Source organism: Mycolicibacterium vinylchloridicum, assembly GCF_013404075.1.
Lineage (GTDB): Bacteria > Actinomycetota > Actinomycetes > Mycobacteriales > Mycobacteriaceae > Mycobacterium > Mycobacterium vinylchloridicum.
Map to the genome: position 1 here is coordinate 1 of NZ_JACBJQ010000022.1, position 25,639 is coordinate 25,639.

Below are 25,639 nucleotides of genomic sequence, written 5' to 3' on the forward strand. Positions count from 1 at the left end.
CCCCCGCCAGCAACGACGGAGGCACCACCACCCGTGACCACTACGACGGCACCACCGCCCCCGACGACCACAACGACCACCCCGGCCGGGCCGCGTCAGGTGACCTATTCGATCACCGGCACCAAGGCTCCCGGTGACATCATCTCGGTGACCTACGTGGACGCCTCCGGCCGGCAGCGCACGCAGCGCAACGTCTACATCCCGTGGTCGCTGACGGTGACACCGATCTCGCAGTCCGATGTCGGCTCGGTGCAGGCGTCCAGCCTGTTCCTGGTCAGCAGGCTGAACTGCTCGATCACGACCAGCGACGGAGTGGTTTTGTCGTCCAATCAGAACAACGCCGCGCAGACGAGCTGCTGATGACGACTATCGACGAAGAGGACCGGCGATCACCGGAGACGGTGGATCGGCTGCTGGTCGGCGTGTGCGGTGCGATCTGGCTGGTGCTGCTGGCCGTGACGGTGATCGCGATCGTCGCGTTGGTCGACATGAGCCGGGGCCACACCGCGGGTAACGACGGCTCACGCACCCCGTGGCTGCTGTACAGCATCATCGCGGTATCAGCGCTGATCATCGTCGGCGCGATCCCGCTGCTGATCCGGGCGCGGCGTACCGCCCTGGCCGATGCCCGGCTGAGTCCGCCTGAGCCGGCCAAGGCGTCGGAACGCCCCGCTGCGCCGCCCGTGGCCCCTGTGCGCGGCACTGAGGCGCCCACGGAGAAGCTGAAGGTGTTCGGCTCGACGGTGGACCCGTACGAGCGCTATCAGCCCGATTTCGCCCAGTCGTCGGCGTCGCGGCGGGCTGATCCGCTGATCCCGGCCACCGAGCTGGACCGGCTCTGGCTGCGCTGCACCGTGATGCTCATCGGTGCGATCGGCCTGGCGCTGGTCGGGGTCTCGACTGCGACCTATCTGCTGGCGGTGGACAACGACACCGCCGCCTGGGTCGCGCTGGGCCTGTCCGCCGTCATCACCATCGCCATGCCGGCCGTCCCGGTGACCTATCTGCGCCAGCTGCACGGCGCGGTGGAAGAGGCTGTGCCCGCCTAGACTGCCTCATCGAAAGAACCCCCGAGCCGTTCCGGCCCGGGGGTTCTTTCGTGATGCCTAGTGCTGGCCGTTGCCGCTTCCGTTGCCATTGCCGTGCTCGGCGTCCTGCCATTCGCGCAGAGCGGTGAGCGCACGGTGCTCGGAGGCGTGAGCTGCCTCGTTGAGCGCGGCATCCTCGGCCGGCGGGTCTGCGGTGAGGAAGCTGCCGTGACCGGTCTTGCCGCCGGAACCCAGCTTGTTCATCCGCTTGGGCAGCGCCGCGCCGGCGTATTCCAGCGGGATCGGGTGGCCGTGGTCGTCGACCGGGCCCAGCGGCTGGTGGATCTCGATGTAGGCACCGTGCGGCAGCCGCTTGATGATTCCCGTCTCGATACCGTGCTCGAGCACGTCGCGGTCGCTGCGCTGCAGGCCGACCGCCCACCGGTAGGCGATGAAGAACACCAGCGGGGGCAGCACCAGGGACGCGATCCGGCCGATCCACGTCGTCGCGTTGAGCGAGATGTGGAACTTCCACGCGATGACGTCGTTCATCGCACACAGCGTCCACACCATGTACAACGAGATGGCCATTGCGCCGATCGCGGTGCGGGTCGGAGCGTCCCGCGGGCGCTGCAACAGGTTGTGGTGCGCGTTGTCCCCGGTGAACTTCTTCTCCAGGAACGGATAGGCGATCAGCAACCCGAACACGATTCCCATGGATATCGCGACCCAGAACGCGGCAGGGATCGTGTGGTGCCAGAAGTAGAGCTCCCATGGCGGGAAGATACGGGCCAGGCCTTCCGTCCACATCATGTAGAAGTCGGGCTGGCTACCGGCCGACACCTGCGACGGCTTGTAGGGGCCGAGCTGCCAGATCGGGTTGATCTGCAGCAGACCGCCCATCAGGCCGAGGATGCCGGTGGTCATCGCGAAGAACGCACCGGACTTCACCGCGAACACCGGCATGACGCGCACGCCGACGACGTTCTTCTCGGTGCGGCCGGGGCCGGGGAACTGGGTGTGCTTCTGGAACCACACCAGCGCCATGTGAGCACCGATGAGCGCCAAGATGATTCCCGGGATCAGCAGGATGTGCAGGGCGTACATCCGGGGGAGCATGGTGCCGACCGCGCTGCACTGGTAGCCGACCCCGCCGCAGGGGAAGTCGCCACCGAAAAGTGCCCAGTGCATCCAGGTTCCGACGATCGGCACGCTCATCGTGATCGACGACAGCGCGGCGCGCAGGCCGATACCTGAGAGCAGGTCGTCCGGCAGCGAGTAGCCGAAGTAGCCCTCGAACATGGCCAGGATCAGCAGCAGCGAACCGATCACCCAGTTGGCTTCGCGGGGCCGGCGGAACGCGCCGGTGAAGAAGATGCGCGCCAGGTGGACCATGATCGCCGCGGCGAACAGCAAGGCGGCCCAGTGGTGGACCTGCCGCACGAACAGGCCGCCGCGGACCTCGAAGCTGATGTCGAGGGTCGACGCGTACGCCTTGGACATCTCGATGCCCCGAAGGGGTTGGTAGACACCCTGATACGTGACTTCGGCCATCGACGGGTCGAAGAACAGCGAGAGGTACACGCCGGTGAGCAGCAGGACGATGAAGCTGTACAAGGCGATCTCGCCCAGCAGGAACGACCAGTGCGTGGGGAAGACCTTGTTCAGGATGCCCCGTCGCACCGCCGCCGACGGGTGGTAGCGAGAATCGATCGCGTCGCCCTGTGCGGCCATGACATCGGCGAGTTTCGGACTCATGATGTGCGCTCCCAGAATGCGGGTCCGACGGGTTCGGCGAAGTCGCCGTTGGCGACCAGATACCCGTCCTCATTGATGGTGATCGGCAGCTGCGCCAACGCGCGCGCAGCCGGACCGAAGATCGGCCGTGCGAAATGCAGTGCGTCGAACTGCGATTGGTGGCACGGGCACAGAATGCGGTAGGTCTGCTGCTCGTACAGCGAGGCCGGGCAGCCCAGGTGCGAGCAGACCTTCGTGTAGGCGAACAGATCGCCGAAGTTGAAGCTCTCCTGGCCGGCGCGCTTGACCACCTTGCCCATGTCGACCGGCTTGATGCGGATCAGCATCACCGGATTACGCACGCCCATCGCGATTTCGCCCAGCCGATGGTGGCTCTCGACGGTGGTGCCGTCGCCGTCGCTCTCACGCCACGGGAACACCGTCTCCATGCCGCCGGCGTCGATGTCCTCGGGCCGCAGCTTGACGAACGGCGACTGTCCCGGAAGTCCGGTTGCCCGGGCCAGGAAGATGGTCTCGCCGGTGAACCGCGGGGTCCAGCCCGACGTCCACAGGACGGCCTTCTTGCCCTCGGCGGTCGGAACCACCGGCTTCCACGGGTTCTTGATCAAGCCGCCGATGAACGCCACCAGCGTGCCCGCGCCGAACGCCCCGAGCCCGAGCCCCAGCGACAGCCCAACGAGCTTGCGCCGCTTGATCGTCGAGCCTTCCAGCGCATCGGTGAGGTTGGCCACCACGGTCTTGCGTTCGATCTCCGGGGAACGTCCGTCGTGGCGGTCCTGGACGGTGATCTCTTCGGGGATGAACTTCTTCTGGTAGAGCACCGCACCGATGCCGATCGCCAGGATCGACATACCGAACGTCAGCCCGTAGAGCGGAGTGGCGTACTCGGACAGCGAGAACCCGTTGGAGCCGTCCCACTGCCACGGCCAGAAGATGAACACCAGCAGCAGCGCCAGGCCGAACAGGCCACCCAACAGCAGCCAGATCGCCACCAGACGCTCGGCACGCTTCTCGGCCTTGGTGCCCTCGACCGGCCAGCGCGGCTCCTTGAGGATGATGTCGACGCCGTCGAGCTTGCCGCCGAGCTCGAGGAGCTCTTCGCGTGACATCGCAGCGAGCTGTTCGTCGCTCGGCCGATTCACGTCACTCATGATGATCTCGCTCCGATCCACAGCGCCGCCGCAATGCAGGCGACCATGCCGATTATCCAGATCGCCATACCTTCGGACGAGGGTCCGAAACCGCCGAGGCCGTAGCCGCCGGGATCCGGCGCGCGGGTGGCCATGCGCACGTAGGCGATGATGTCCCGCTTCTCCTCGGGTGAGAGCTGGCGGTCACCGAACTTGGGCATGTTCTGCGGACCGGTCAGCATGGCGGTATAGATCTGCGCGGGGGTGGCCGGCTCGAGGTCGGGGGCGTACTTGCCCGACGACAGTGCGCCGCCCTTGCCGGTGAAGTTGTGGCATGAGGCGCAGTTGAGCCGGAACAGGTCGCCGCCGCGGGCGACGTCGTTGCCGAGCAGCGAGTGGTCGGCGACCTGACCGTTGGCGTCCCGCGGAACGAGCGGGCCACCGCCGTTGGCCTGGACGTAGGCGCCGAGCGCGTCGATCTGGGCCTCGTCGAAGATCGGGTCCTTGCGCGGGGCCTGGGCTTCACCGCGCATCGCGGGCATGCGGCCGGTGGAGACCTGGAAGTACACCGCGGCCTCTCCGACGCCGACCAGGCTGGGGCCGCGGCCCTGTACGCCCTGGAGATTGGCGCCGTGGCAGCTGATACACGAGGTGTCGAACAGCTGCTTACCGGTGCGCAGCAGGGCCGACTGCGATTCGTCGGCCACCGCGACCTGCGGTGTGGGCGTCAGCGTGGCGGCAAGTCCGCCGGCGACACCGAGGCCGACCAGCAGCAGCACCGCTCCGGTCAGGCGGCGACGAAGCCGACGACGCGACTTGTCGCTGATCGGTTCCTTCACCCGCGCCGATCTCTTGAGCATCGAACCCCTTCTCATCGGATGAAGTAGATCGTCGCGAACAGGGCGATCCACACGATGTCGACGAAGTGCCAGTAGTAGGACACGACGATGGCCGCAGTCGCCTGGGCAGGCGTGAACTTGCTCATCGCTGTGCGCAGCAGAAGAAGAATGAAGGCGACCAGACCGCCGATGACGTGCAGGCCGTGGAAGCCGGTGGCGAGGTAGAACACGCTGCCGTAGGCGCTGCCCGGGATGGTCGTGCCGTGGGTGACCAGGTGGAAGTACTCGTAGGCCTGGCCGCCGACGAAGAACAGACCCATCAGGAACGTGATCACATACCAGCGGCGCAGGCCGTAGACGTCACCGCGCTCGGCCGCGAACACACCCATCTGGCAGGTGAACGACGACGCGATCAGCACCAGCGTCACCGGAACCGCCTGATACAGGTTCAGTTCGGTCGGCGGCGGCGGCCATGCCCCACCGGACTGAGCACGGGCAGTGAAGTACATCGCGAACAGTCCAGCAAAGAACATCAGTTCACTGGAAAGCCACACGATGGTGCCAACACTGACCATGTTCGGCCGGTTCAGCGAATGTACGCGCGATGTGATCGCAGTTCCCGAGGTGCCAACAGCGCTCGTCACATGAAGAAGTATGACGCTTTGTAGTTGTTGAGGTACAGCCAGGGGGCGAATTAGTCAGAACTGTCGGCTGACCGGGCTGTGGAGTTCCCGTATGGCATGGGAATATCGGCGCGTGACTCACCCTGATTCCGTCCCCGGCGCCGAGGCGCCGAATTCGTCATGGCCGCAGGTCCTGGACCGGTTGACGGCCAGCCTCGAACTCATCCCGGGGCAGGCGAGTTGGGCGATGAACCAGATCATGACCGGGGTCGCGACGCCCGCTCAGATCGCCGCTTTCGGCGTGTCGATGAAGATGAAGCGTCCAACGCCGGCGGAAGTGCGTGAGTTGGCCGACACGATGCTGCACTACGCGCGCATGGTGCCCACCGATGTCATCGGCACTGACACCGTCGACATCGTCGGAACCGGGGGCGACAAAGCCAACACCGTCAACCTCTCGACGATGGCGGCGATCGTCGTCGCCGCAGCGGGCGTGCCGGTGGTCAAGCACGGCAACCGCGCGGCCTCGTCGAAAAGCGGCGGGGCCGACATGCTCGAGGCGCTCGGCGTGCGTATCGACCTGGGTCCCGACGAGGTGGCCCGCAGTGTGCAAGAGGTCGGTATCGGGTTCTGCTTCGCGCCGGTATTCCACCCGTCCTACAAGTTCGCCGGGCCGCCGCGCCGCGAGATCGGCACGCCGACGGTATTCAATCTGCTTGGGCCGCTGACCAATCCAGCAAGTCCCCGCGCGGGATTGATCGGCTGCGCGTTCGGCGATCTGGCCGAGGTGATGGCCGGGGTGTTCGCCGCGCGGCGCTGCAGTGTGCTCGTGGTGCACGGCGACGACGGTCTCGACGAGCTGACCACCACGACCACCAGCACCATCTGGCGGGTGCAGGCCGGCACCATCGACAAACTCACCTTCGATCCGCTGGGATTCGGTTTCGCGCGGGCCCGCATCGAGGAATTGGTCGGCGGGGAGGCGCAGGAGAACGCCCAGTCGGCGCGCGAGGTGCTGGGCGGCGCGCAGGGACCCGTGCGGGACGCAGTGATTCTCAACGCGGCCGGGGCGCTGGTCGCCCACGGCGGACTATCCAGCCACGCCGAATGGTTGCCGTGCTGGGAGGACGGCCTGGCCCGTGCCGCCGAGGCGATCGACTCCGGGGCGGCCGAGCAACTCCTGGCGCGATGGGTGCGGTTCACGCAAGGACTCTGAGCTGAGCTGTTCGGCCGCGAGTCGAGCGGATCGGGCACTCGCAGACCACTGCGCCCAGTAGCCCGCTGACCGCAGTGGTGAGGCCAAACCTGTTGTGGCCGAGACTATTCGAACCCCTGGTGCGGCCAGCCAGCGGGCGATCAGGGAAGTCTCCTCGACGAGCGCCCCGCCCAGCGGCGCAGGTCTGGGCAGGATCGTTTGCGCGCACGCCTGCAGGGCTTCGACGACGGGCATCGGCGGGACGCGACGGGGTGCGACGCCGGCTGCCGCGAGCTGTCCGTGTCTCACGACCGCGAGTTGCCAGCCGCCCGCGCCGTCCGGCGCGGCGGCCACCAGCTCCTCGAGCGCGGCCAGCGCCCCCAGGCGCTGACCGCGCCACAGCACGTCGACGGCTGCGGCGATGTGATCGCGCAGCCGCGCCGCGCTTTCATAGCGGGCGCGTCCGGCCAGCTCACTCACCTGCTCGACGGCCGCGCCGAGCGCACTGTTGTCCAGTCCGGCGATCAGTGCGGCCGCCCGCCGCGGGGCGTCCGCGTAGGCGGGCGCGGCGATGCCGCGCGGTGCCGGACAGGGGGACACCTCGCGTTCGGGGCAGGCCGGGCCGTGCTCGGCGCCGCGCCCGATGCGGGCCGTGCAGGTGCGGACCCCGGTGAACCGGGCCACCAGGTCGGCGGTGTCGGCGGCGTCGGCCCGCGACCGGAACGGGCCGATCGCACGGTCGTGGCGCGGCTCGCGGACGATCGAGAGCCGGGGGAACGCCTCGTCGGTCAGCACCACCCACCACCAGCGGTGTGGGAAGCGCGAGCGGCGGTTGTACGGCGGGGCGTGGGCGGCCAGCAGTCGCAGTTCGCGCACCCCCGCCTCCAGCGGGTGCGCACATTCGACGTGGTCGACCTTGGTGGCCAGGCCGACCATCTCCTTCATCCGCCCGCGCGGGTCGGCGCCGGTGAAGTACTGGCCGACCCGGCGGTGCAGATCGGTGGCGGTGCCGATGTAGAGCACCTCGCCGGTCGGCCCGCGAAACAGGTACACCCCGGGCCGGTGCGGCAGGTTACGGGCCAGAACCCGTTTGGCGCGTTGGGCATTGGCGATGTTGGGCAGGTACCCACGCAGGTCGGTGTAGGTGTGCACGCCCTGATTGCCGACCCGCTCGATCAGGGCGTGCAGCACGTCGACGGTGGCGCGGGCGTCGTCCAGGGCCCGGTGGGTCGGCTGGGTGGCGGAGCCGACGAGTGCGGCCAGCGTGGCCAGCCGCACGCTGGGCGCCTCCTCGCGGGTGAGCACCCGACGGGCCAGCTTCACCGTGCACAGCACCGGCGGGCGCGGCCAGGAGATGCCGCACTGTTCGGCGGCAGAGCGCAGGAAGCCGATGTCGAAGCCGGCGTTGTGCGCGACGAGCACGGCGCCGCGGGCGAATTCGAGGAACATCGGCAGCACCGCGGCGATGGTGGGTGCATCGTGCACCATCGCGGTGGTGATCCCGGTCAGCTGGACGATCTGCGGCGGGATGGACCGTTGCGGGTCTACCAGGGTGGCGAATTCGCCGAGCACCTCGCCGCCGCGGACCTTCACGGCGCCGATCTCGGTGATCGCGTCGCGTGAGCCGTCGGCCGAGGCGGTGGCACGCCCGCCGGTGGTCTCCAGGTCGACGACCACGAAGGTGGTTTCCCGCAGCGAGATATCGGCGGCCGGGTCGACGTCGGCGAAGCTCAGCTGCACGTCAGTCGGTGAACTCGCCACAGCAAGTCACGGTAGGCAGCCCCACCGACACAGATGTGGTGCCACTCCGGCGCGGGTGAACCGGGTTGCCAGCCGGCGGGACTTGTCGGTGGCCGGCGTTAGCGTGCGGCCAACACGAGGAAAGGGAGTCCCGCGATGGGAACAGACTCGACCGAACCGGTCGTCATCGACTGCGACGACTGTGCGGTACGCGGGCCGGGCTGCCGCGATTGCGTGGTGAGCGTGCTGCTCGGCGTGCCCGAGACTTTGCTGGAGGACGAGCGGGCAGCGCTGGAAGTGCTGGCAGAAGCCGGTCTGGCGCCGCGCTTGAAGCTGGTGCCGATCCACCGCCGCGGGGGTTCCGGGCTGGCGAGCTAGTGGCCTGATAGGTTGGTTGGCAGGTTGTGGCCGGTGTGGCCGATGAGGCTGAGAGTCTCTTGAGAAGTGGCTCCCTGGTTGGACAACGCCGATGCCATTTCGTAACCTGATCGAGACCTAAGGCACTCGATGCACAAACATCGACGGCACTTAAAGGAACGCAATTTTGAGCTTTGACCGCAGGTACCTGGCTAAACGCGTTTTCAAACGCCCTCTAGTAGGTGGTATCGCGGGGCTCATCGTGTTCTCCGGCGTTATCTCCGGATCGGTGCACGCCGACCCCGCCGAAGACGGTCTGGCCAAGCTGAATGAACTGTCACGACAGGCAGAACAGCTCACCGAGTCGATGCATTCCGCTCAGCTCGATCTCGACGCGAAGCTGCAGGCCGAGAGCGTTGCGGAGAAGAAGCACACCGATGACCTCGCCGCGGCGGATGTGGCCAAAGCCCAGCTGGCGACCTACCAGCAGAAGGTCGACAAATTTGCTGTCGCGGTCTACATGGGTGGCAGCACGGATGGCCTCAGCGCCATCCTGACCGCCGAGTCGCCGCAGGGCCTGATCGACAAGTTGACCGTTCAGCGCGCGATGGCCACCGAGATGTCCGCCCAGATGGAGAGCTACCGCCGGGCCAACGACGAACTTCGCCAGGCCGAGGCCGCCTCGGCGAAGTCGGCAGCTGACGCCAAGACGGCCGCCGAGCAGGCGGCGGCAGTGCGCGCCGACCTGCAACGCAAGCAGTCTCAGCTGCAGATCCAGATCGCGGCGGTGAAGTCGCGCTACCAGACCCTGACCCCGGATCAGCGCACCGCGCTGGCCGCCCCCGGACCGCCTCCGCCCGCGGACATCCTCGCCGCGCCGGCGCCCGAAGGACTGCCGCCGCTGGTCGATGCGCCGCCGCCGGATGCGCTGCCCCCGGGTATGCCGCCGCCGGATGCGCCGCCGCCGCCGGACGCCGCCCAGGTCATCCCGATGGCCGCGGTCCCCGGTCCTGGTAGCGATCAGGGTGCCGTAGCCGTGCAGGCCGCGCTCACCCGGATCGGCGACCCCTACGTCTGGGGTGGCTCGGGTCCCAACCAGTTCGACTGTTCCGGCCTGGTCATGTGGGCCTTCCAACAGGCCGGCATCTTCCTTCCGCACTCCAGCCAGGCCCTCGCCCACGGTGGCCAGCCGGTCTCGATGGACCAGATGCAGCCCGGTGACGTCGTCAACTACTACTCCGACGCCTCGCACTCGGCGATCTACATCGGCGACGGGATGATGGTGCACGCCTCGACGTTCGGCCGGCCGGTGATGATCTCCCCGGTGAACAACGCCCCGATCTACAACGTCCGCCGCTACTGACCGGCCGCGGTGGCGGGCTGCCCTCACCGTCGCGTTGGTCGCCCAACTGCTCGTGGCGTCGGCCCTGATCGCGACGCCGTCGGCCGCTCCGCCGTTGCAACGGCCCGCCGCGATTCCCGCGCCGGCCCCCCTGGTGGTCGGCGACGGCCGTACCGTGCGGCTGATCAGCCTGGGCGGCAGCCGCACCGACGGGCTGCTCACCCGGATCGCCGGGGAGATCGGTGACGCCGTCGGTGCCGTCGAAAAGTTCTGGGGCACCGACTGGGACCGCGAGATCGTCGTGATCGCCACCGACTCGCAAGCACAGTTCGTCGAGCAGGCCGGCCTCGCGCCGAACGGACAATGGCAGGACATCGCCGCGGTATCGGTCGCCGACAGCGTCGACTTCGAACACCATCACGCCAGCGGACAGCGCATGGTTTTCGCCCCCGGCGCGGCCGACATGAGCGAGGTGTCGCTGCGAATCGTGTTGACCCATGAGTTGTTTCACCTCGCCGCCCGCGCCGACACCGCCCTCGACGCGCCGCGTTGGCTGGTCGAGGGGGTGGCCGATTTCGTTGCGCGACCACCGCAGCCACCGCCTCCGGATGCCGCGGCGAACACCGCGCTGCCCGACGACGCCGACCTCGACGTGGCCGGGCCGCAGCGCGAACGCGGCTACGACCGCGCCTGGTGGTTCGCCCGGTTCGTCGCCGACACCTACGGTGTCGAGGCGCTGCGCCGGCTCTACATCGACGCCTGCGGGCCCGGACACGGCGACTTCGCGACCGCGGTGCAGCGCGCACTCGGCACCGACACCGCCGCGCTACGCGCCCGCTGGGCGCGCTGGCTGACCGGCTAGCGTAGGTAAGCGATGACGCGGATCCTGCTGGTCACCAATGACTTTCCGCCCCGCCGTGGCGGCATCCAGTCCTATCTCGAACAGTTCGTCAACCGGCTCGCCGCTACCGGCGAACACCAGCTCACCGTCTACGCCCCGAAGTGGAAGGGTGCCCTTGCGTACGACCGCGCCGCCGGATATCGCATCGTGCGCCACCCCGGCACGCTGATGCTGCCCGAGCCGGGGGTGGACCGCCGGATGCGCGCCCTGATCGCCGAGCACGGCATCGAGACGGTGTGGTTCGGCGCTGCCGCTCCGCTGGCGCTGCTGGCCAACCGGGCCCGCGGTGCCGGTGCGCGCCGGGTGCTGGCCAGCACCCACGGCCACGAGGTGGGCTGGTCGATGTTGCCGGTCGCCCGCTCGGCGCTTCGGCGCATCGGCACCGACGCCGACGTCGTGACCTACGTCAGCCACTACACCCGGGGCCGGATCGCCTCCGCGTTCGGCCCGGCGGCTGCGCTGGAACACCTGCCGCCCGGCGTCGACTCCGACCGGTTCCGGCCGGACCCCGTGGCCAGGGCTGAACTGCGCGCCCGCCATGGCCTTGGCGAGCGGCCGACGGTCCTCTGCCTGTCCCGGCTGGTGCCGCGCAAGGGACAGGACATGCTCATCAAAGCGCTGCCGGAGATCCGCCGCCGAATCGACGATGCGGTCCTGGTGATCGTCGGCGGTGGCCCCTATGCCGAGGACCTGCACAAGCTGGCCGACACCGTCGGGGTCAAAGACAACGTCGTGTTCACCGGGGCGGTTCCCGGCGCCGAATTGCCGGGCCACTACGCGATGGCCGACGTCTTTGCGATGCCTTGTCGCACAAGGGGTTCCGGCCTCGACGTGGAAGGTCTCGGGATCGTGTTCCTGGAGGCGTCGGCCACCGGGGTGCCGGTGGTCGCCGGTGACTCGGGCGGCGCCCCCGAGGCGGTCGTCGATGGCGAGACCGGACGGGTCGTCGACGGGCGTTCGGTCGAGCAGATCGCCGACGCGGTCTCGGGCATCCTTGCCGACTCGAAGCTGGCCGCGCGGATGGGAGAGGCGGGCCGACGGTGGGTGCAGACGGACTGGAGCTGGTCGGCCCACACGGCGAGGCTTTCCGAACTCCTGCGTGCGGCCGATCACACCGTGTGACGATGTGCCGATGAGCATGTCCCGGATCGCCGCACTCGGCGGCGTCCTGGCCGCCGCGGCGGCGCTGCTGGTTCCGGCCGGTGTGGCCACGGCCGACGACTGCCCAGACGTCGAGGTGATCTTTGCCCGCGGTACCGGTGAACCACCGGGCCTCGGGCGGGTGGGGCAGGCCTTCGCCGACGCGCTCGCGCCGCGGCTGGGCGGGCGGACCATGGACACCTACGCGGTGAACTACCCGGCCAGCTTCAACTTCCTGGCGGCATCGTCCGGCGCGGATGACGCAGCCGGCCGCATCGCCGACATGAGCGCGCGCTGCCCGCAGACCTCGCTGGTGCTCGGCGGGTTCTCTCAGGGCGCGGCGGCGGTGTCGATGCTGGCCGGTGTGCCGCCCGTGGGGCAGCGGATCGGCAGCATCGGGTCGGCTCCGCCGCTGCCGCCGGCCGCGGCCGGCCGCGTCGCCGCGGTCGCGGTGTTCGGCAACCCGGGAGCGCGGTTCGGATCACCGCTGTCGAGCACCGGCCAGTTCGCCGGCCGGGCCATCGACATCTGCAGCGGCGGTGACCCGATCTGCTCGGCGGGCCTCGACCGCGCCGCGCACAGCAACTACGAGCTGCCTCCTTACCCCGATCAAGCGGCGGGTTTCGTGGCCGGCCTGATCTGACGGGTACCCTCGCCGGGGTGCTCGCCAGCCCTGACCTCGACCTTCGCACCGGTGTACCCCGGTCGGTCGGCGGCCGGCTGGATTCACTGACCGGACTGCGCGCGCTGGCGGCGCTGCTGGTGGTCGGCACCCACGCGGCGTTCGCGACCGGCACGCTCGCCCACGGCTACATCGGCCTGGTCTGGGCGCGGATGGAGATCGGGGTATCGATCTTCTTCGCATTGTCCGGCTTCCTGCTGTTCCGCCCATGGGTCGTCGCGGCGGCCGATGCGACCGCGGCGCCGTCGGCACGGACCTATGCCCGGCGCAGACTGCGCCGCATCATGCCCGCCTACGTGGTGACCGTCCTGTTGGCCTACGGCGTCTATTCCTTTTATTCGACCGGCCCCAATCCCGGCCAGAGTTGGTCGGGGCTGATCCGCCACCTCACCCTGACCCAGATCTACACGGACAACTATCTGCTCACCTACCTGCACCGCGGCCTGTCACAGACCTGGAGCCTGGCGGTCGAGGCGGCGTTCTACGCGGTGCTGCCGTTGCTGGCCCACCTGCTGCTGGTGGTGCTGTGCGGTGATCGGTGGCGGCCGGGGAGGCTGCTGGCCGGTCTGGCGGGCCTGGCCGCGATCAGTCCGGTGTGGCTGATCGTGGTCAACGCGGGCGACTGGCTGCCGAATTCGGCAGGGATGTGGCTGCCCGCGCAGCTGGCCTCGTTCGCCGGCGGCATGGCGGTGGCCGTGCTGCAGGTCCTGGGAATGCGCTCGCGCGCCGGCCTTCTGGTGCCTGCCGCCGGTGCGCTCTATCTGGTGGTGTCCACCCCGCTCGCCGGCGCGATCACGATGGGTCCGGTACCGCTGTGGCAGCCGGTGGCCAAGGCGCTGCTGTACGCCGCGATCGCGACGCTCGTCGTGGCGGCGCCGACGCTGGGCGGGGGCGGGATGTTCGACCGGCTGCTGAGCAGCAGGCCGATGGTGTGGCTGGGTGGGATCTCCTACGAGATCTTCCTGCTGCACGTGCTGGTGATGGCCGTCGTGCTGGGGGCGGTGCTGGGCTGGCCGTTGTTCACCGGGTCGCTGACGGGCTTGTACGTTCTGACTCTGGGCGTCACGATTCCCTTGGCCTGGCTGTTGCACAGGCTCACCAGTGCGAGGGAGCGGACATGGCCGGCACATTCGAAGGCAAGACCGCGGTCGTCACCGGAGCCAGCCGCGGCATCGGGCTGGCAGTAGCGCAGCGCCTGATCGAGGGCGGCGCCCGCGTCGTCATCACGGCGCGCACCCAGCAGACCCTCGACGAGGCCGTCGGGACCCTCGGCGGCCCCGCACACGCGGTCGGGTTGGCAGGGTCCGCCGATGACCCCGGGCATCAGGCCACGGTGGTCGACTGCGCGATCGACGCGTTCGGCAGCCTCGACCTGCTCGTCAACAACACCGGAGGCAATTACTGCCACGGGCCCCTGGTGGACACCGACCCAGCCGACGCCAGGAAGACCGTCGACGTGAATTGCATCGCCGCGCTGTCCTGGGTGCAGCACGCGCACCGGGCCTGGATGGGCGAGCACGGCGGCGCCGTCGTCAACGTGTCCTCGGTGGCCGGCATCCGGCCGGCCCCTGACATGGGGTTCTACGGCGCCACCAAGGTGATGCTCACGTACCTGACCCAGCAACTGGCCGCCGAGCTCGGCCCGGCCGTCCGCGTCAATGCCGTCGCACCCGCCACCGTCAAGACTCGGTTCGCCGCCTCGCTCTACGAAGGCCGTGAGGGGGAGGTGGCCGCCACCTACCCGCTCAAAAGGCTTGGCGTTCCTGACGATATCGGCGCAGCGGTGGCATTCCTGCTGTCCGACGACGCGTCCTGGATCACCGGCCAGTTGCTGGTCGTGGATGGTGGCATCACGCTGCTGGGCGCCGACTGGCCGGCCTAGCCGCTACTTGGCGTAGATCGCCTCGATATCGCCGGCGAACTTCTGCGCCACCACATTGCGCTTCACCTTCAGCGTCGGTGTCAGCTCACCCGTCGCTTCCGTGAAGTCAGCCGGCAGGATCCGGAACTTGCGGATCGACTCCGCATGTGACACATGCTGATTGGCGTCCTTGATCGCCAATTCGATCTCGGCGACCAGGTCGGGATCCTCCCGCAGCTCCGCGACCGATGCGCCGGTGGCCTTGCCGTGGTGGGACTTCCACACGTCGAACGCCTCGGGATCGATGGCGATCAACACGCCGATGAACGGCTGGTTGTCGCCGACCGCCATCGCCTGGCTGATCAGTGGATGCGCCCGCAACGCATCCTCGAGTACGGCGGGGGCGACGTTCTTGCCGCCCGCGGTCACGATGATCTCCTTCTTGCGGCCGGTGATCGACAGGAAGCCGTCGGCGTCCACGCTGGCCAGATCGCCGGTGTGGAACCAGCCGTCGATGATCGCCTCGGCGGTGGCCTTGTCGTTGCGCCAGTACCCGTCGAACACCACGCCGCCCTTGACCAGCAACTCGCCGTCCGCTGCGACCTTCATGCTGTTACCCGGCACCAACTTGCCCACCGTGCCCACCTTGAGCTCGCCGATCCGGTTCACCGTGATCGCCGCGCTGGTCTCGGTCAGTCCGTACCCCTCGTAGATCGACAATCCGACGCCGCGGTAGAAGTGGCCGAGCCGCTTGCCCAGCGGCGCACCGCCGGAGATCGCGGCGTGGCAGTCGCCACCGAGGGCGGCGCGCAGCTTGCCGTAGACCAGCCGGTCGAACACCGCGTGGCCTGCCTTGAGGAGCAGGTTCGGTGAGCCCGTTTCCAACGCCTCGCTGTAGGCGATCGCCGTCTTGGCCGCCAGCTCGAAGATCCGGCCCTTGCCGCTGTCGCTGGCATTCAATTCCGCTGTGTTGTAGACCTTTTCGAACACCCGGGGCACCGAAACCACGATCGTCGGCTTGAACACCTGCAGCATCGGCACCAGGTTCTTGATGTCGCTGGTGTAGCCGAGGGTGACCTTGTTGGCGAACGCCGTCATCGACAGGGCGCGGGCCAATACGTGGGCCAACGGCAGAAAGACCAGAAGGCGTTCGTTCTGGCGCAGCAGCGTCGGGAAACACGTTGTGGCGCCACGGGTCTCGGACAGCAGATTGGTATGGGTCAGCGCGACGCCCTTGGGTCGGCCGGTGGTGCCCGAGGTGTAGATCAGCGTCGCCGGGTCGCTCGAGCGCAGCTGTTCCAGGCGCCGGTCCAGTTCTGCGGGATCGACGCCGCCCAGCTCGCCGATCGACTGAATGCGCAGGGTCTTGCGCAGGGCCGGCAGCGTGTTGCGCAACTCGGCGACCATCTGGGCGTGCGCCTCGGTCTCGGTGAACGCCAGTACGGCGCCGGAATCCTCCAGCACCCACTGGACCTGCTCGGCCGACGACGTCTCGTAGATGGGGACGGTGACCCCGCCGATCGACAGGATCGCGTAATCGAGGATGACCCACTCATATCGGGTCGCCGACAGGATCGCCACCCGGTCACCGGGCTGCACGCCCTCGGCGATCAAACCCAGGGCCGCCGAGCGGATCTGGGCGGCCACCTCCGCACAGGTCACGTCGGTCCAGGCGCCCTCGACCAGTCGCTGCAGGATCACGTAGTTCGGATCGGTGCGTTCGTGCTCATAGACCGGGCTGGCCACATGGTCGTGTTCACCGATGGTGAACGACGCCGGAACGCTGTATTCACGCATAACGACCAGCCTAGTCAACGGGTGGCGGCGGCCGGACGGGCCCGATATGTGAAGCTTGTGCCCATGAACAGCATCCAGGTCGCCGACGAGACGTTCATCGCGGCGGATCCGGCGGCGGTGGGGCGTGCGGTCGCCGACCGGGCGAGCTGGCGGCGATGGTGGCCGGATCTGCGGCTCGAGGTCGTCGAGGACCGGGCCGACAAGGGTGTGCGCTGGACGTTGACCGGTCCGCTGACCGGCACCATGGAAATCTGGCTGGAGCCGGTGCTCGACGGCGTGCTGCTGCACTACTTTCTGCACGCCGAGCCGTCCGGTGTCGCGGCCTGGCAGCTTGCCAAGATGAACTTGCCCAAGCTGAACCATCAGCGTCGGGTAGCGGGAAAACGGATGGCGTTCGAGGTGAAATCCACACTGGAGGCGGGTCGCCCGGTGGGGGTTGCACCCGGGCACTGATATCGGGTCACACGTGCAACGGGGAGGGTACCGTTTGTGGCCGAGGGAGCGCGACCTGTCGGGTCGGGCAGCGTAAAGCGACGGGAATTGGCAACAGTGGCTGACAAGACGGCGCAGACCATCTACATCGACGCAGATCCTCGCACTGTGATGGACGCCATCGCCGATATCGGGGCGTACCCGCAGTGGGTCTCGGAATACAAGGAGACCGAGGTTCTCGATTCCGACGAACAGGGTTACCCGCTGACCGCCCGGCTGGTTCTGGATGCCGCGGTGCTCAAAGACACCATGGTGCTGTCCTACGACTGGCCCGCCGATCGCAAGTCGGTGCGCTGGTCGCTGGTCTCGAGCTCGCTGCTGAGGGCGCTCGACGGCGCATATACGTTGACTCCCAAGGGTTCTGGAACTGATGTCACCTACGAGCTCTCGGTTGACCTGATCATCCCGATGATCGGGCTGCTCAAGCGCAAAGCCGAGCGACGACTCACGGACACCGCGCTCAAGGACCTGAAGAAATGGGTCGAGGGCTGAGTGACCCCCGACGCCGCCCCCGCCGATGCGGGCCTGACCGACCAGGCCCGGATCAGCTTCTTCGTCGGCAAGGGTGGCGTGGGCAAGTCGACGCTGGCGGCCGCGACGGCGGTGCGGGCGGCGCTGGCCGGCGAACGGGTGCTGGCGGTGTCCACCGACCAGGCCCACTCGCTGGGTGACGTGCTCGGCGTTGCGGTACCGCCGACCGGTGGGCGCGAGCCGGTGCGAATTCTCACCGAGGAGGGCACCGACGCCGTCGGTGGCGGACACCTCGACGCCCTGGCCCTGGACACCCTGGCGCTGCTGGAAGGCAGGTGGCGGGCGATTGCGCCGGTACTCGCCGACCGGTTTCCCAACTCCGATCTCAAAGGCGTTGCCCCGGAAGAACTTTCCGCGCTGCCCGGTGTTCAGGAGGTGCTCGGCCTTGCCGAGGTGGCCGCGCTGGCGGACTCCGGCCGGTGGGACTACGTCGTCGTCGACTGTGCCTCGACCGCCGACGCGATGCGGATGCTGACACTGCCGGCGACGTTCGCGATGTACCTCGAGCGGGCCTGGCCCCGGCATCGCCGGCTGAGCGCGGCGATCGACAGCGCGCACAGTGCGGTCACCGTCGCGGTGATCGAGGGGATCGCCGGCGGGGTCGAGGGGCTGTCCGCACTGCTCACCGACGGGCAGCGGGTCAGCGCCCATCTGGTGCTCACCGCCGAACGGGTGGTGGCCGCCGAGGCCGTGCGCACGCTGGGCTCGCTGGTGCTGATGGGCGTGCGGGTTGCTGAGCTCTTGGTCAATCAGATTCTGGTCCAGGATGATTCGTACGAGTACCGCAACCTTCCCGAGCATCCGGCCTTCGACTGGTACTCGGAGCGGATCGTCGAGCAGCAGGCGGTGCTCGACGAGCTGACCACCGCGATCGGCGATGTCCAACTGGTCCTGGCTCCGCACCTGGCGGGCGAGCCGATCGGGGCCAAGGCGCTGGGCCAGCTGCTCGACAGCGCGCGCAGGCGCGACGGCTCACCGCCGCCGGGACCGCTGAAACCAGTGGTGGATCGCGAATCCGGCTCAGGAGTCGATGCGATCTACCGCATGCGGTTAGAGTTGCCGCAAATCGATCCGGGGACGCTGACGCTGGGCCGGGTCGACGACGACTTGATCATCGGCGCGGCAGGAATGCGGCGCCGCGTGCGACTGGCGTCGGTCCTGCGGCGGTGCATCGTGGTGGATGCGGCACTGCGCGGCACCGAGCTGACCGTGCGCTTCAGACCCAACCCGGAGGTGTGGCCCGCGTGACCGGCCCGCATCCCGACCTGGGTCCCGAACTTCGCGCGCTGGCCCAGGCGATCCTGGACCGGCTCGACCCCGCCGTCCGCGCCGGCGTCGCGATGACGGCGGGCAGCGCGCAGGGCAAGTGCCAGCAGGTGTGGTGCCCGGTGTGTGCGCTGGCCGCACTGGTCAACGGTGAGCAGCACCCGCTGCTGACCGTCGTCGCCGAGCACAGCGTGGCCCTGGTGACGATGCTGCGGGCGATGATCGACGAGGATGACCCAGCCGAGCCGGGGCCGGACGGAGCACCGCCTGATGAGCCCGGTCCCGATTCGCCCGATCCCGGGCCGGCCCGCTACCAACACATCCCGGTGAGCGTCGAGGAGTGACGCGAGCTGTGGTCGGCGTCCGCAGGCCTGGGTAGAGTTAGCCGAAAGCGCGTGACCGATCGGAGGCCCCATGTGGTACTGGCTGTTCAAGTACATCTTCATGGGACCCCTGTTGGCTTTGCTCGGTCGGCCGAAAGTCGAAGGGCTGGAATACGTTCCGAGTTCCGGACCGGTCATCCTGGCCAGTAATCACCTGGCGGTGGCGGACAGTTTCTATCTGCCACTGGTGGTGAGCCGCCGGATCACGTTCCTGGCCAAGTCCGAATATTTCACCGGAACCGGTGTGAAGGGCTGGTTCACCCGGTGGTTCTACACGGCCGCCGGCCAGGTGCCGATCGACCGCACCGACGCCGACGCCGCCGAGGCGGCGCTGAACACCGCCGAGCGACTGCTGAAGAAAGGCAAGCTGCTCGGCATGTACCCGGAGGGCACCCGCTCGCCGGACGGCCGGCTCTACAAGGGCAAGACCGGGCTGGCCCGCCTCGCCCTGCAGACCCAGGTTCCGGTGATTCCGGTCGCGATGATCGGAACCGATGTCGTGAACCCGCCCGGCTCGAAGATGTGGCGCTTCGGCCGGGTGACGGTGCGCTTCGGCAAGCCGATGGATTTCTCCCGATTCGACGGCCTGGCGGGCAACCGGTTCATCGAGCGAGCGGTCATCGACGAGGTCATGTACGAACTGATGGAGCTCTCCGGCCAGGAGTACGTCGACATCTACGCCGCGACGCTGAAGAACAACGACCCCGAAAAACCTAAGCCGGGTGAACCAGGTCAGCCACCGGCGCGGATCCCGGAGAGCGCCGCGGGCTAGTGCGGGCCGTCACCACGGTCAGCCCCGCGACCACGATCACCGCGAGCGCCCACCACACGTAGGACATGCCCAGGAGCTGGCGCCACCAGGACGCCGTCTCCTCGTGATGCTTGGGTAGCAGCTCCAGCGGAATCCACATCATCAGCACCACCCCGACGGCGGTGACCAGACCCAGGGCGAGATTGCGGCCGCGGTAGGCGATCACCGCACCGGTGATGACCGTCGGCAGCGCCCACACCCAGTGGTGTGACCACGACACCGGCGAGACCACCAGGCCGAACAGGGCCACACACATCAGCGCCAGCGTCGGTTCGTGTGCGGCCAGTACCCGGCGGACCGCCCAGATCGTCAGGGCCAGCACGGCGAAGCAGGCCAGGGTCCACAGAATGAAGTGGGTGCTCTTGTCCAGGCCCAGCCGGGCCAGGGCGCCCGCGATGTTCTGGTTGGTGTTCAGCGCCGCGCTGCCGATGCGGTCGGTGTGCCGGATGGTCGTGGTCCAGTACTCCACCGAATCGCGCCAGGCCAGCGCACATCCCAGGAGGCTGGCTGCGACGAACGTGCCGAGTGCGGTCAAGGCCGCCCTGCCGTCGCGGCGCAGGACGAAGTAGAGCAGAAACACCGCGGGGGTCAGCTTCAGCGCGATCGCGATGCCCAGCAGCATCCCGCGGGGCCAGGGCGTGCGGCGCGGCAGGCAGTCGGCGATCACCAGCGTCATCAGCACGACGTTGATCTGACCGAAGTCGAAGTTGGCGTCGATGGGCTCGAGGTACATGACCGCCAGCGCCACGATGCCCGCCGCGAGCCAGGCCCGCCGTAGCCACGCCGGCTCCTTGGTGACCGTCGAGGCCGGCCACACCGCCAGGCGGGTCAACACGATCCAGGTGGACAACAGCACCAGCACCAGCGTGATCACCGTGATCGTCACGCTGGCCACCGGGAATGGCATCCAGGCGAATGGGCTGAACAGGATCGCCGACAACGGGGGATAGGTGAACGGCAGATCCAGCCCGATCAGGGTGTGGAAGGTGGCGTCGCCGGCGTACAGCGACCGGCCGTCCAGCCAGGCCTGCCCGCCCATGCGGTAGACCTCGATGTCGATCCGGTAGGGGATCTTGCCGAACAGTAACCATCCGGCGTTGACCAGCAGCGCGACGATGGTGACCTGTGTCACGCGCCATCCCGCGGTCAGCCAGGGCCGCGCCGCCACACTGCCCAGCTCGGGCAACCGCCGCATCCTCATGTCGCCATCAGACTATCGGTGCGTTGCGACGCGCCGGGACTCATCCCGGCCGTGCCGCCCCCCATCAGTGGTTATCCGGCGTATCTTCGGTCCCCGTGAACTTCGGACTGCACTTCGACGTCGTCGCCCCGGGGCGCATACCGCTGATGTGGTGTCTGATCGCGTTCATCCTGACGTTCTTCGTGACCCGGACGATCGTGCGCTACATCCGTCACAACGCCGGCAACGATGCTCCCCGCAAGTGGTGGCAGCCGCGCAACATCTCCGGTAGCGGTGGGCTGCACATCCATCACGTCGTGATCGGCGTCGTCCTGGTGATGATCTCCGGGGTCAGCATGGTGACGTTGGCCACCGAGGGCGGAGTCGGTGAATTCACCGCAGCGGCAATCGTTTTCGGGGTCGGCGCCGCCCTGGTTCTGGACGAGTTCGCGCTGATCCTGCACCTGCAGGACGTGTACTGGGCCGAGGACGGCCGCACCTCGGTGGACGCGGTGTTCGCCGCGATCGCCGTCGCGGGCCTGCTGATCATGGGGTTCAACCCGTTGTCGTTCTTCGAGATCGGGATCTGGCGCGCGGACAACTCGGTCGGGGCGCGCGCCGCCGTCGTCGTCCTTGCCGCGATGACCTTGGCACTGGCGGTGGTCGTGCTGCTCAAAGGCAAGGTGTGGACCGGCCTGGTCGGTATGTTCATCACCCCACTGCTGTTCATCGGCGCGATCCGGCTGTCGCGGCCGCACGCCCCGTGGGCGCGCTGGCACTACCAGGACAAACCCAAGAAGATGCACAAGGCCCTGGAGCGGGAGCGCTATATGCGCAGGCCCGTGGTCCAGGCGAAGCTGTGGCTGCAGCACATCATCGCCGGCGAGCCCACCTTCCCGGCCGATGCCGAAGTCGACGCCGAGCTGGACAGGGAGATCCACGCCGCGCCGCCGCCACAGCCCGTCGACGCGACGGGATAGGGTGTGCGCCAGTGCGGTATTTCTACGACACCGAGTTCATCGACAACGGCCGGATCATCGACCTGATCTCGATCGGCGTGGTGGCCGAGGACGGGCGCGAGTTCTACGCGATCTCCACCGAATTCGACCCGGAGTCCGCCGGCAAGTGGGTGCGCAACAACGTGCTGCCGAAACTGCCGAGCCCGTCGTCGAAGCTGTGGCGGTCGCGCCGCCAGATCCGGGAGGGTCTGGAGGAGTTCTTCGACATCGACGGTGACGAGCCGATCGAGTTGTGGGCCTGGGTGTCCGCCTACGACCATGTCGCGCTGTGCCAGCTGTGGGGGCCGATGACCAGCCTGCCCCCGCAGATCCCGCGGTTCACCCGGGAGCTGCGCCAATTCTGGGAGGACCGCGGCTGCCCCCGGATGCCACCCCGGCCGCATGACACCCACGATGCGCTCGTCGACGCCCGCCACAACCTGCGCCGCTATGTGCTGATGACCACCGGGGTCGACGTCGGCGCTGCCGCTGCTCAGCGGTAAAAGGGGGTGCGTGGCCCGGTTACCATGGTCGGGTGAACTGGACCGTTGACGTACCCATCGAACAGCTGCCGTCGCTGCCGCCGCTGCCCGCTGATCTGCGCGGACGGCTCGATGCCGCGCTGAGCAAGCCGGCCGCTCAGCAGCCCAGCTGGGACGCCGGGCAGGCGCAGGCGATGCGGACGGTTCTGGAGAGCGTGCCGCCGGTCACGGTGCCCTCCGAGATCGAGAAGCTGTCCGCCCAGCTGGCCGCCGTCGCCCGCGGCGAGGCTTTCCTGCTGCAGGGCGGCGACTGCGCCGAGACCTTCGCCGACAACACCGAGCCGCACATCCGCGCCAACATCCGCACGCTGCTGCAGATGGCGGTGGTGCTCACCTATGGCGCCAGCCTGCCGGTGGTCAAGGTGGCCCGCATCGCGGGGCAGTATGCCAAGCCGCGCTCGTCGGACACCGATGCGCTGGGGCTGAAGTCCTACCGCGGCGACATGGTCAACGGTTTTGCGCCGGATGCCGCTGTGCGCGAACACGATCCGTCGCGTTTGGTGCGTGCCTACGCGAACGCCAGCGCGGCGATGAACCTGGTCCGCGCCCTGACGTCGTCGGGCCTGGCCTCGCTGCACCTGGTGCACGACTGGAACCGCGAGTTCGTCCGCACCTCGCCGGCCGGTGCCCGCTACGAGCAGCTGGCCGGTGAGATCGACCGCGGTCTGAAGTTCATGAGCGCGTGCGGGGTCAACGATCGCAATCTCGACACCGCCGACATCTACGCCAGCCACGAGGCGCTGGTGCTGGACTACGAGCGCGCGATGCTGCGGCTTTCGGAGGAGTTCCCGGCCGAAGCGCCCGAGTCGCGGCTCTACGACCTGTCGGCGCACTATGTGTGGATCGGCGAGCGCACCCGCCAACTCGACGGCGCCCACGTCGCCTTCGCCGAGACGATCGCGAACCCGATCGGGGTGAAGATCGGCCCGACCACGTCGCCCGAACTGGCCGTGGAGTATGTCGAGCGGCTCGATCCGAACAACAAGCCCGGCCGGCTCACCTTGGTCAGCCGGATGGGCAACCACAAGGTGCGCGACGTGCTGCCCCCGATCATCGAGAAGGTGCAGGCCTCGGGACACCAGGTCATCTGGCAGTGCGATCCGATGCACGGCAACACCCACGAGTCGTCCACCGGTTACAAGACGCGGCACTTCGACCGCATCGTCGACGAGGTGCAGGGCTTCTTCGAGGTGCACCGAGCGCTGGGCACGCACCCCGGGGGTATACACGTCGAGATCACCGGCGAGAACGTCACCGAATGTCTCGGTGGGGCGCAGGACATCTCGGACTCCGACCTGGCCGGCCGCTACGAGACGGCCTGCGACCCGCGCCTGAACACCCAGCAGTCACTGGAGCTGGCGTTCCTGGTCGCGGAGATGCTGCGCGACTAGTTCGACGGGGCGGCCGCGGTAGCTGATGTACTTGTCCGGCCGGATCACGAAGGCACTGGGCTTGGTCACGCCGTACTGACGGTGCGCCGAGCGGGTGTCGACGACGTGGGCTTTCACCAACCCGGGATGCGCGGCTTCCAGTTCTTCGGCGAGCCGGCACAATTCGACTGCCGGCCGGGCATTGTCGTCGAGCCCGGTGAACAGCAGCACGGTGTGATGGGTGCCGCGGAACACGTCGTAGAGGCGCCCCTGCCGGCCGTCGATCAGCACATCGGCCTCGCGGGCCCGGTCGCCGGGAGCGGGGGCACCGCGCCAGCCCGACCCGTCCTCGGCGCTCAGTGGGCTGTCCGGATAGTGCAGCCGCAGCTGAGCCAACACGCCGATGAAGCGCCTGCGGACCCAGTCGCGGGTGAGCACCCGGCGGGCCAGCACGGGCGCTACTCGGCCACGAGCCAAGCGCGCCAACGGGTTCTGTCCGCCGAAGACCGAGAACATCCGGTCGGTGGTCTTGAGAAGTTGCACGCCGATCGGGTGCCGCTCGGCGTTGTAGCTGTCCACCAGTGACTCGTCGGCGAGGCCGCGCACCACGAACGCAAGCTTCCAGCCGAGGTTGTAGGCGTCCTGGATGCCGGTGTTCATGCCCTGTGCGCCCGCGGGGCTGTGCACGTGGGCGGCGTCGCCGACCAGGAAGATCCGGCCGTCCCGGTAGCGCGGCACCGTGCGGCTGTGCACCCGGTAGCGGGTGACCCAGAACTCCTTGACGACGGTCGCGGGGAAGGGGACTCGCTCGTCGACCATGGCCTGGAACTCGTCGTGCGTCGGCTCGCTGTACTCGGCGCTCGGGCCGTCGGATCCGGGAGCCGGTCCGCCGGCGACATCAGGCAGGGGCGGGAAGTTCCCGAAGATGCGGTAGCGGTTGTGCCCCGGCATCGAGAAGGCCGCGAAAATTCCTGCCGGACTGGGGAATCCGTAGAGCCCGCCGTGCGGCAGCTTCCAGTCGAGTTCGGCGTCGGCCATGATGAACTCGTCGCGGTACGTGTCGCCGGAGAACGGGATCCCGCTGGCTTTGCGCACCGCGCTGTGTGCGCCGTCGCATCCGGCGAGCCACCGGCAGCGCACCGATTCGGTCGAGCCGTCGCCGTGGCGCAATGTCGCGGTCACGGTGTCGCCGTCCTGGGTGAGATCGGTGAGTGCGACGTCGCGGTCAACCGTGACGCCGCGGGTGGCCAGGAGATCGGTGAGGATGCGTTCGGTGTCGTGCTGCGAGAGCGTGCGCGGCTCGGGGTAGGCGGTGTGGTTCTGCGGCCCGGTCAGCTGGCCCGCGAAATCGATGTCGACCGTCGTGTCGGCGAAGGTGATGGTCAGCTCGGACGCTGACGTGCCCGCCGCGATGGCCTGGTCGGCCACACCGAGGTCGTCGAAGATCTCCAGGGTCCTGGGCTGGACAACGAGGGCGCGCGAGGTGGTCGCCGGTTGCGGGGCCCGATCGATGATCCGCGGCGTGACGCCGTGCCGTACCAGTTCGTTCGCCAGCAGCAATCCGGTCGGACCCGCGCCCACGACCAGGACGTCGAGATCGGGTGCGGTCATGTCCATCACCTCCACAATTCATCATTGGATGAATTCCAGTATCACTACGGGTGTAGTGATTG

At 68.3% G+C, this 25,639-nt stretch carries 25 protein-coding genes and 1 pseudogene; 18 read left to right on the plus strand and 8 right to left on the minus strand.

Going from position 1 to position 25,639, the window contains the following annotated elements; genetic code table 11:
- Both HPC46_RS18870 and HPC46_RS18875 read left to right on the plus strand, forming a co-directional pair.
- The coding region (locus HPC46_RS18870; RefSeq protein ID WP_218894375.1) for an MmpS family transport accessory protein at window positions 1-360 on the plus strand (360 nt) is incomplete at its 5' end.
- On the plus strand, window positions 360-1,049 hold the full coding sequence (locus tag HPC46_RS18875) for a DUF2561 family protein (protein ID WP_179472647.1): 690 nt from the start codon (window positions 360-362) through the stop codon (window positions 1,047-1,049). The genes HPC46_RS18870 and HPC46_RS18875, both read left to right, overlap by 1 nt.
- A 57-nt stretch (window positions 1,050-1,106) precedes the next feature.
- On the opposite strand, the gene qcrB is transcribed toward HPC46_RS18875, so the two are convergent.
- Genes qcrB through ctaE form a run of 4 tightly spaced genes read right to left on the minus strand, consistent with a single transcriptional unit; the run spans window position 1,107 to window position 5,399 of the window.
- Complete coding sequence (gene qcrB, locus HPC46_RS18880) at window positions 1,107-2,786, minus strand: cytochrome bc1 complex cytochrome b subunit (protein ID WP_179472649.1); 1,680 nt, start codon at window positions 2,784-2,786, stop codon at window positions 1,107-1,109.
- Entirely contained in the window at window positions 2,783-3,937 is a 1,155-nt protein-coding gene (gene qcrA, locus HPC46_RS18885) for a cytochrome bc1 complex Rieske iron-sulfur subunit (RefSeq protein ID WP_179472651.1), read from the minus strand. The genes qcrB and qcrA overlap by 4 nt, the downstream gene beginning before the upstream one ends.
- The gene (gene qcrC, locus HPC46_RS18890; RefSeq protein ID WP_179472653.1) at window positions 3,934-4,791 is read right to left on the minus strand and encodes a cytochrome bc1 complex diheme cytochrome c subunit; all 858 of its coding nucleotides are present in this window, start codon (window positions 4,789-4,791) and stop codon (window positions 3,934-3,936) included. The genes qcrA and qcrC overlap by 4 nt, the downstream gene beginning before the upstream one ends.
- Window positions 4,788-5,399: an aa3-type cytochrome oxidase subunit III gene (gene ctaE, locus HPC46_RS18895; protein ID WP_179472656.1), complete on the minus strand. Its 612-nt coding sequence runs from the start codon at window positions 5,397-5,399 to the stop codon at window positions 4,788-4,790. The genes qcrC and ctaE overlap by 4 nt, the downstream gene beginning before the upstream one ends.
- A gap of 91 nt (window positions 5,400-5,490) precedes the next feature.
- Between ctaE and trpD the strand changes: the two genes are divergently transcribed.
- Window positions 5,491-6,594 carry an anthranilate phosphoribosyltransferase gene (gene trpD, locus HPC46_RS35050; protein ID WP_233716500.1) on the plus strand — a complete coding sequence of 368 codons (1,104 nt, stop codon included), beginning with the start codon at window positions 5,491-5,493 and terminating at the stop codon, window positions 6,592-6,594.
- Here the strand turns inward: trpD and HPC46_RS18900 are convergent.
- Window positions 6,532-8,334: pseudogene (locus HPC46_RS18900) on the minus strand (DEDD exonuclease domain-containing protein); the annotation flags it as partial. The gene trpD and the pseudogene HPC46_RS18900 sit on opposite strands and share 63 nt — an antisense overlap.
- Before the next feature lie 135 nt (window positions 8,335-8,469).
- Between HPC46_RS18900 and HPC46_RS18905 the strand changes: the two are divergent.
- From HPC46_RS18905 to HPC46_RS18935, 7 genes are all read left to right on the plus strand, one after another.
- Window positions 8,470-8,691, plus strand: a complete 222-nt coding sequence (locus tag HPC46_RS18905) for a hypothetical protein (protein WP_179472660.1) — start codon at window positions 8,470-8,472, stop codon at window positions 8,689-8,691.
- A gap of 166 nt (window positions 8,692-8,857) precedes the next feature.
- Window positions 8,858-10,033 (plus strand): peptidoglycan hydrolase RipC, encoded by a 1,176-nt coding sequence (gene ripC / locus HPC46_RS18910; protein WP_179472662.1) that lies wholly within the window; start codon window positions 8,858-8,860, stop codon window positions 10,031-10,033.
- Window positions 10,034-10,085: 52 nt separating this feature from the next.
- Window positions 10,086-10,874 carry a hypothetical protein gene (locus tag HPC46_RS18915; RefSeq protein ID WP_407665527.1) on the plus strand — a complete coding sequence of 263 codons (789 nt, stop codon included), beginning with the start codon at window positions 10,086-10,088 and terminating at the stop codon, window positions 10,872-10,874.
- A gap of 12 nt (window positions 10,875-10,886) precedes the next feature.
- Window positions 10,887-12,035 (plus strand): glycosyltransferase family 4 protein, encoded by a 1,149-nt coding sequence (locus HPC46_RS18920; RefSeq protein WP_179472664.1) that lies wholly within the window; start codon window positions 10,887-10,889, stop codon window positions 12,033-12,035.
- A gap of 16 nt (window positions 12,036-12,051) precedes the next feature.
- Complete coding sequence (locus HPC46_RS18925; protein ID WP_233716503.1) at window positions 12,052-12,696, plus strand: cutinase family protein; 645 nt, start codon at window positions 12,052-12,054, stop codon at window positions 12,694-12,696.
- Between the two features lie 17 nt (window positions 12,697-12,713).
- Window positions 12,714-13,922: an acyltransferase family protein gene (locus HPC46_RS18930; RefSeq protein ID WP_179472668.1), complete on the plus strand. Its 1,209-nt coding sequence runs from the start codon at window positions 12,714-12,716 to the stop codon at window positions 13,920-13,922.
- Window positions 13,853-14,617 carry an SDR family oxidoreductase gene (locus HPC46_RS18935; RefSeq protein WP_179472670.1) on the plus strand — a complete coding sequence of 255 codons (765 nt, stop codon included), beginning with the start codon at window positions 13,853-13,855 and terminating at the stop codon, window positions 14,615-14,617. Before HPC46_RS18930 ends, HPC46_RS18935 begins: the two co-directional genes overlap by 70 nt.
- A gap of 3 nt (window positions 14,618-14,620) precedes the next feature.
- Here the strand turns inward: HPC46_RS18935 and HPC46_RS18940 are convergent, their stop codons facing one another.
- Window positions 14,621-16,393: an AMP-dependent synthetase/ligase gene (locus HPC46_RS18940; protein WP_179472672.1), complete on the minus strand. Its 1,773-nt coding sequence runs from the start codon at window positions 16,391-16,393 to the stop codon at window positions 14,621-14,623.
- 63 nt (window positions 16,394-16,456) lie between these two features.
- Between HPC46_RS18940 and HPC46_RS18945 the strand changes: the two genes are divergently transcribed.
- The 5 genes from HPC46_RS18945 (at window position 16,457) to HPC46_RS18965 (ending at window position 19,837) form a co-directional block, all read left to right on the plus strand.
- Window positions 16,457-16,846: a hypothetical protein gene (locus HPC46_RS18945; protein WP_005144535.1), complete on the plus strand. Its 390-nt coding sequence runs from the start codon at window positions 16,457-16,459 to the stop codon at window positions 16,844-16,846.
- 96 nt (window positions 16,847-16,942) lie between these two features.
- On the plus strand, window positions 16,943-17,377 hold the full coding sequence (locus HPC46_RS18950; protein ID WP_179472674.1) for an SRPBCC family protein: 435 nt from the start codon (window positions 16,943-16,945) through the stop codon (window positions 17,375-17,377).
- Entirely contained in the window at window positions 17,378-18,664 is a 1,287-nt protein-coding gene (locus HPC46_RS18955; RefSeq protein WP_179472676.1) for an ArsA family ATPase, read from the plus strand.
- Window positions 18,661-19,026 carry a hypothetical protein gene (locus tag HPC46_RS18960; RefSeq protein WP_179472678.1) on the plus strand — a complete coding sequence of 122 codons (366 nt, stop codon included), beginning with the start codon at window positions 18,661-18,663 and terminating at the stop codon, window positions 19,024-19,026. Before HPC46_RS18955 ends, HPC46_RS18960 begins: the two co-directional genes overlap by 4 nt.
- 70 nt (window positions 19,027-19,096) lie before the next feature.
- Entirely contained in the window at window positions 19,097-19,837 is a 741-nt protein-coding gene (locus HPC46_RS18965; protein ID WP_179472680.1) for a lysophospholipid acyltransferase family protein, read from the plus strand.
- Here the strand turns inward: HPC46_RS18965 and HPC46_RS18970 are convergent.
- On the minus strand, window positions 19,779-21,077 hold the full coding sequence (locus HPC46_RS18970) for a glycosyltransferase 87 family protein (RefSeq protein WP_179472682.1): 1,299 nt from the start codon (window positions 21,075-21,077) through the stop codon (window positions 19,779-19,781). The genes HPC46_RS18965 and HPC46_RS18970 overlap by 59 nt on opposite strands.
- Window positions 21,078-21,223: 146 nt before the next feature.
- Here HPC46_RS18970 and HPC46_RS18975 point away from each other — a divergent pair, with 146 nt between their 5' ends.
- Genes HPC46_RS18975 through HPC46_RS18985 form a run of 3 tightly spaced genes read left to right on the plus strand, consistent with a single transcriptional unit; the run spans window position 21,224 to window position 23,987 of the window.
- Window positions 21,224-22,036 (plus strand): hypothetical protein, encoded by an 813-nt coding sequence (locus HPC46_RS18975; RefSeq protein WP_179472844.1) that lies wholly within the window; start codon window positions 21,224-21,226, stop codon window positions 22,034-22,036.
- An 11-nt stretch (window positions 22,037-22,047) separates the two neighbouring features.
- Entirely contained in the window at window positions 22,048-22,557 is a 510-nt protein-coding gene (locus HPC46_RS18980) for a polyadenylate-specific 3'-exoribonuclease AS (RefSeq protein ID WP_179472684.1), read from the plus strand.
- A 32-nt stretch (window positions 22,558-22,589) separates the two neighbouring features.
- On the plus strand, window positions 22,590-23,987 hold the full coding sequence (locus tag HPC46_RS18985; protein ID WP_179472686.1) for a class II 3-deoxy-7-phosphoheptulonate synthase: 1,398 nt from the start codon (window positions 22,590-22,592) through the stop codon (window positions 23,985-23,987).
- Here the strand turns inward: HPC46_RS18985 and HPC46_RS18990 are convergent.
- Window positions 23,943-25,577, minus strand: a complete 1,635-nt coding sequence (locus tag HPC46_RS18990) for an FAD-dependent monooxygenase (protein WP_179472688.1) — start codon at window positions 25,575-25,577, stop codon at window positions 23,943-23,945. The genes HPC46_RS18985 and HPC46_RS18990 overlap by 45 nt on opposite strands.
- Between the last annotated feature and the right edge of the window lie 62 nt (window positions 25,578-25,639).

What these genes read in the sequence shown, in the direction of transcription:
- HPC46_RS18965 (WP_179472680.1), top strand. Translation starts at nt 19,097, where the DNA reads ATGTGGTACTGGCTGTTCAAGTACATCTTCATGGGACCCCTGTTGGCT.
- HPC46_RS18905 (WP_179472660.1), top strand. Translation starts at nt 8,470, where the DNA reads ATGGGAACAGACTCGACCGAACCGGTCGTCATCGACTGCGACGACTGT.
- HPC46_RS18920 (WP_179472664.1), top strand. Translation starts at nt 10,887, where the DNA reads ATGACGCGGATCCTGCTGGTCACCAATGACTTTCCGCCCCGCCGTGGC.
- HPC46_RS18945 (WP_005144535.1), top strand. Translation starts at nt 16,457, where the DNA reads ATGAACAGCATCCAGGTCGCCGACGAGACGTTCATCGCGGCGGATCCG.
- HPC46_RS18970 (WP_179472682.1), bottom strand. Translation starts at nt 21,077, where the DNA reads ATGAGGATGCGGCGGTTGCCCGAGCTGGGCAGTGTGGCGGCGCGGCCC.
- HPC46_RS18935 (WP_179472670.1), top strand. Translation starts at nt 13,853, where the DNA reads ATGGCCGGCACATTCGAAGGCAAGACCGCGGTCGTCACCGGAGCCAGC.
- HPC46_RS18875 (WP_179472647.1), top strand. Translation starts at nt 360, where the DNA reads ATGACGACTATCGACGAAGAGGACCGGCGATCACCGGAGACGGTGGAT.
- qcrB (WP_179472649.1), bottom strand. Translation starts at nt 2,786, where the DNA reads ATGAGTCCGAAACTCGCCGATGTCATGGCCGCACAGGGCGACGCGATC.
- HPC46_RS18925 (WP_233716503.1), top strand. Translation starts at nt 12,052, where the DNA reads ATGTCCCGGATCGCCGCACTCGGCGGCGTCCTGGCCGCCGCGGCGGCG.
- HPC46_RS18975 (WP_179472844.1), top strand. Translation starts at nt 21,224, where the DNA reads ATGTGGTGTCTGATCGCGTTCATCCTGACGTTCTTCGTGACCCGGACG.
- qcrA (WP_179472651.1), bottom strand. Translation starts at nt 3,937, where the DNA reads ATGAGTGACGTGAATCGGCCGAGCGACGAACAGCTCGCTGCGATGTCA.
- qcrC (WP_179472653.1), bottom strand. Translation starts at nt 4,791, where the DNA reads ATGAGAAGGGGTTCGATGCTCAAGAGATCGGCGCGGGTGAAGGAACCG.
- HPC46_RS18990 (WP_179472688.1), bottom strand. Translation starts at nt 25,577, where the DNA reads ATGACCGCACCCGATCTCGACGTCCTGGTCGTGGGCGCGGGTCCGACC.
- trpD (WP_233716500.1), top strand. Translation starts at nt 5,491, where the DNA reads ATGGCATGGGAATATCGGCGCGTGACTCACCCTGATTCCGTCCCCGGC.
- HPC46_RS18940 (WP_179472672.1), bottom strand. Translation starts at nt 16,393, where the DNA reads ATGCGTGAATACAGCGTTCCGGCGTCGTTCACCATCGGTGAACACGAC.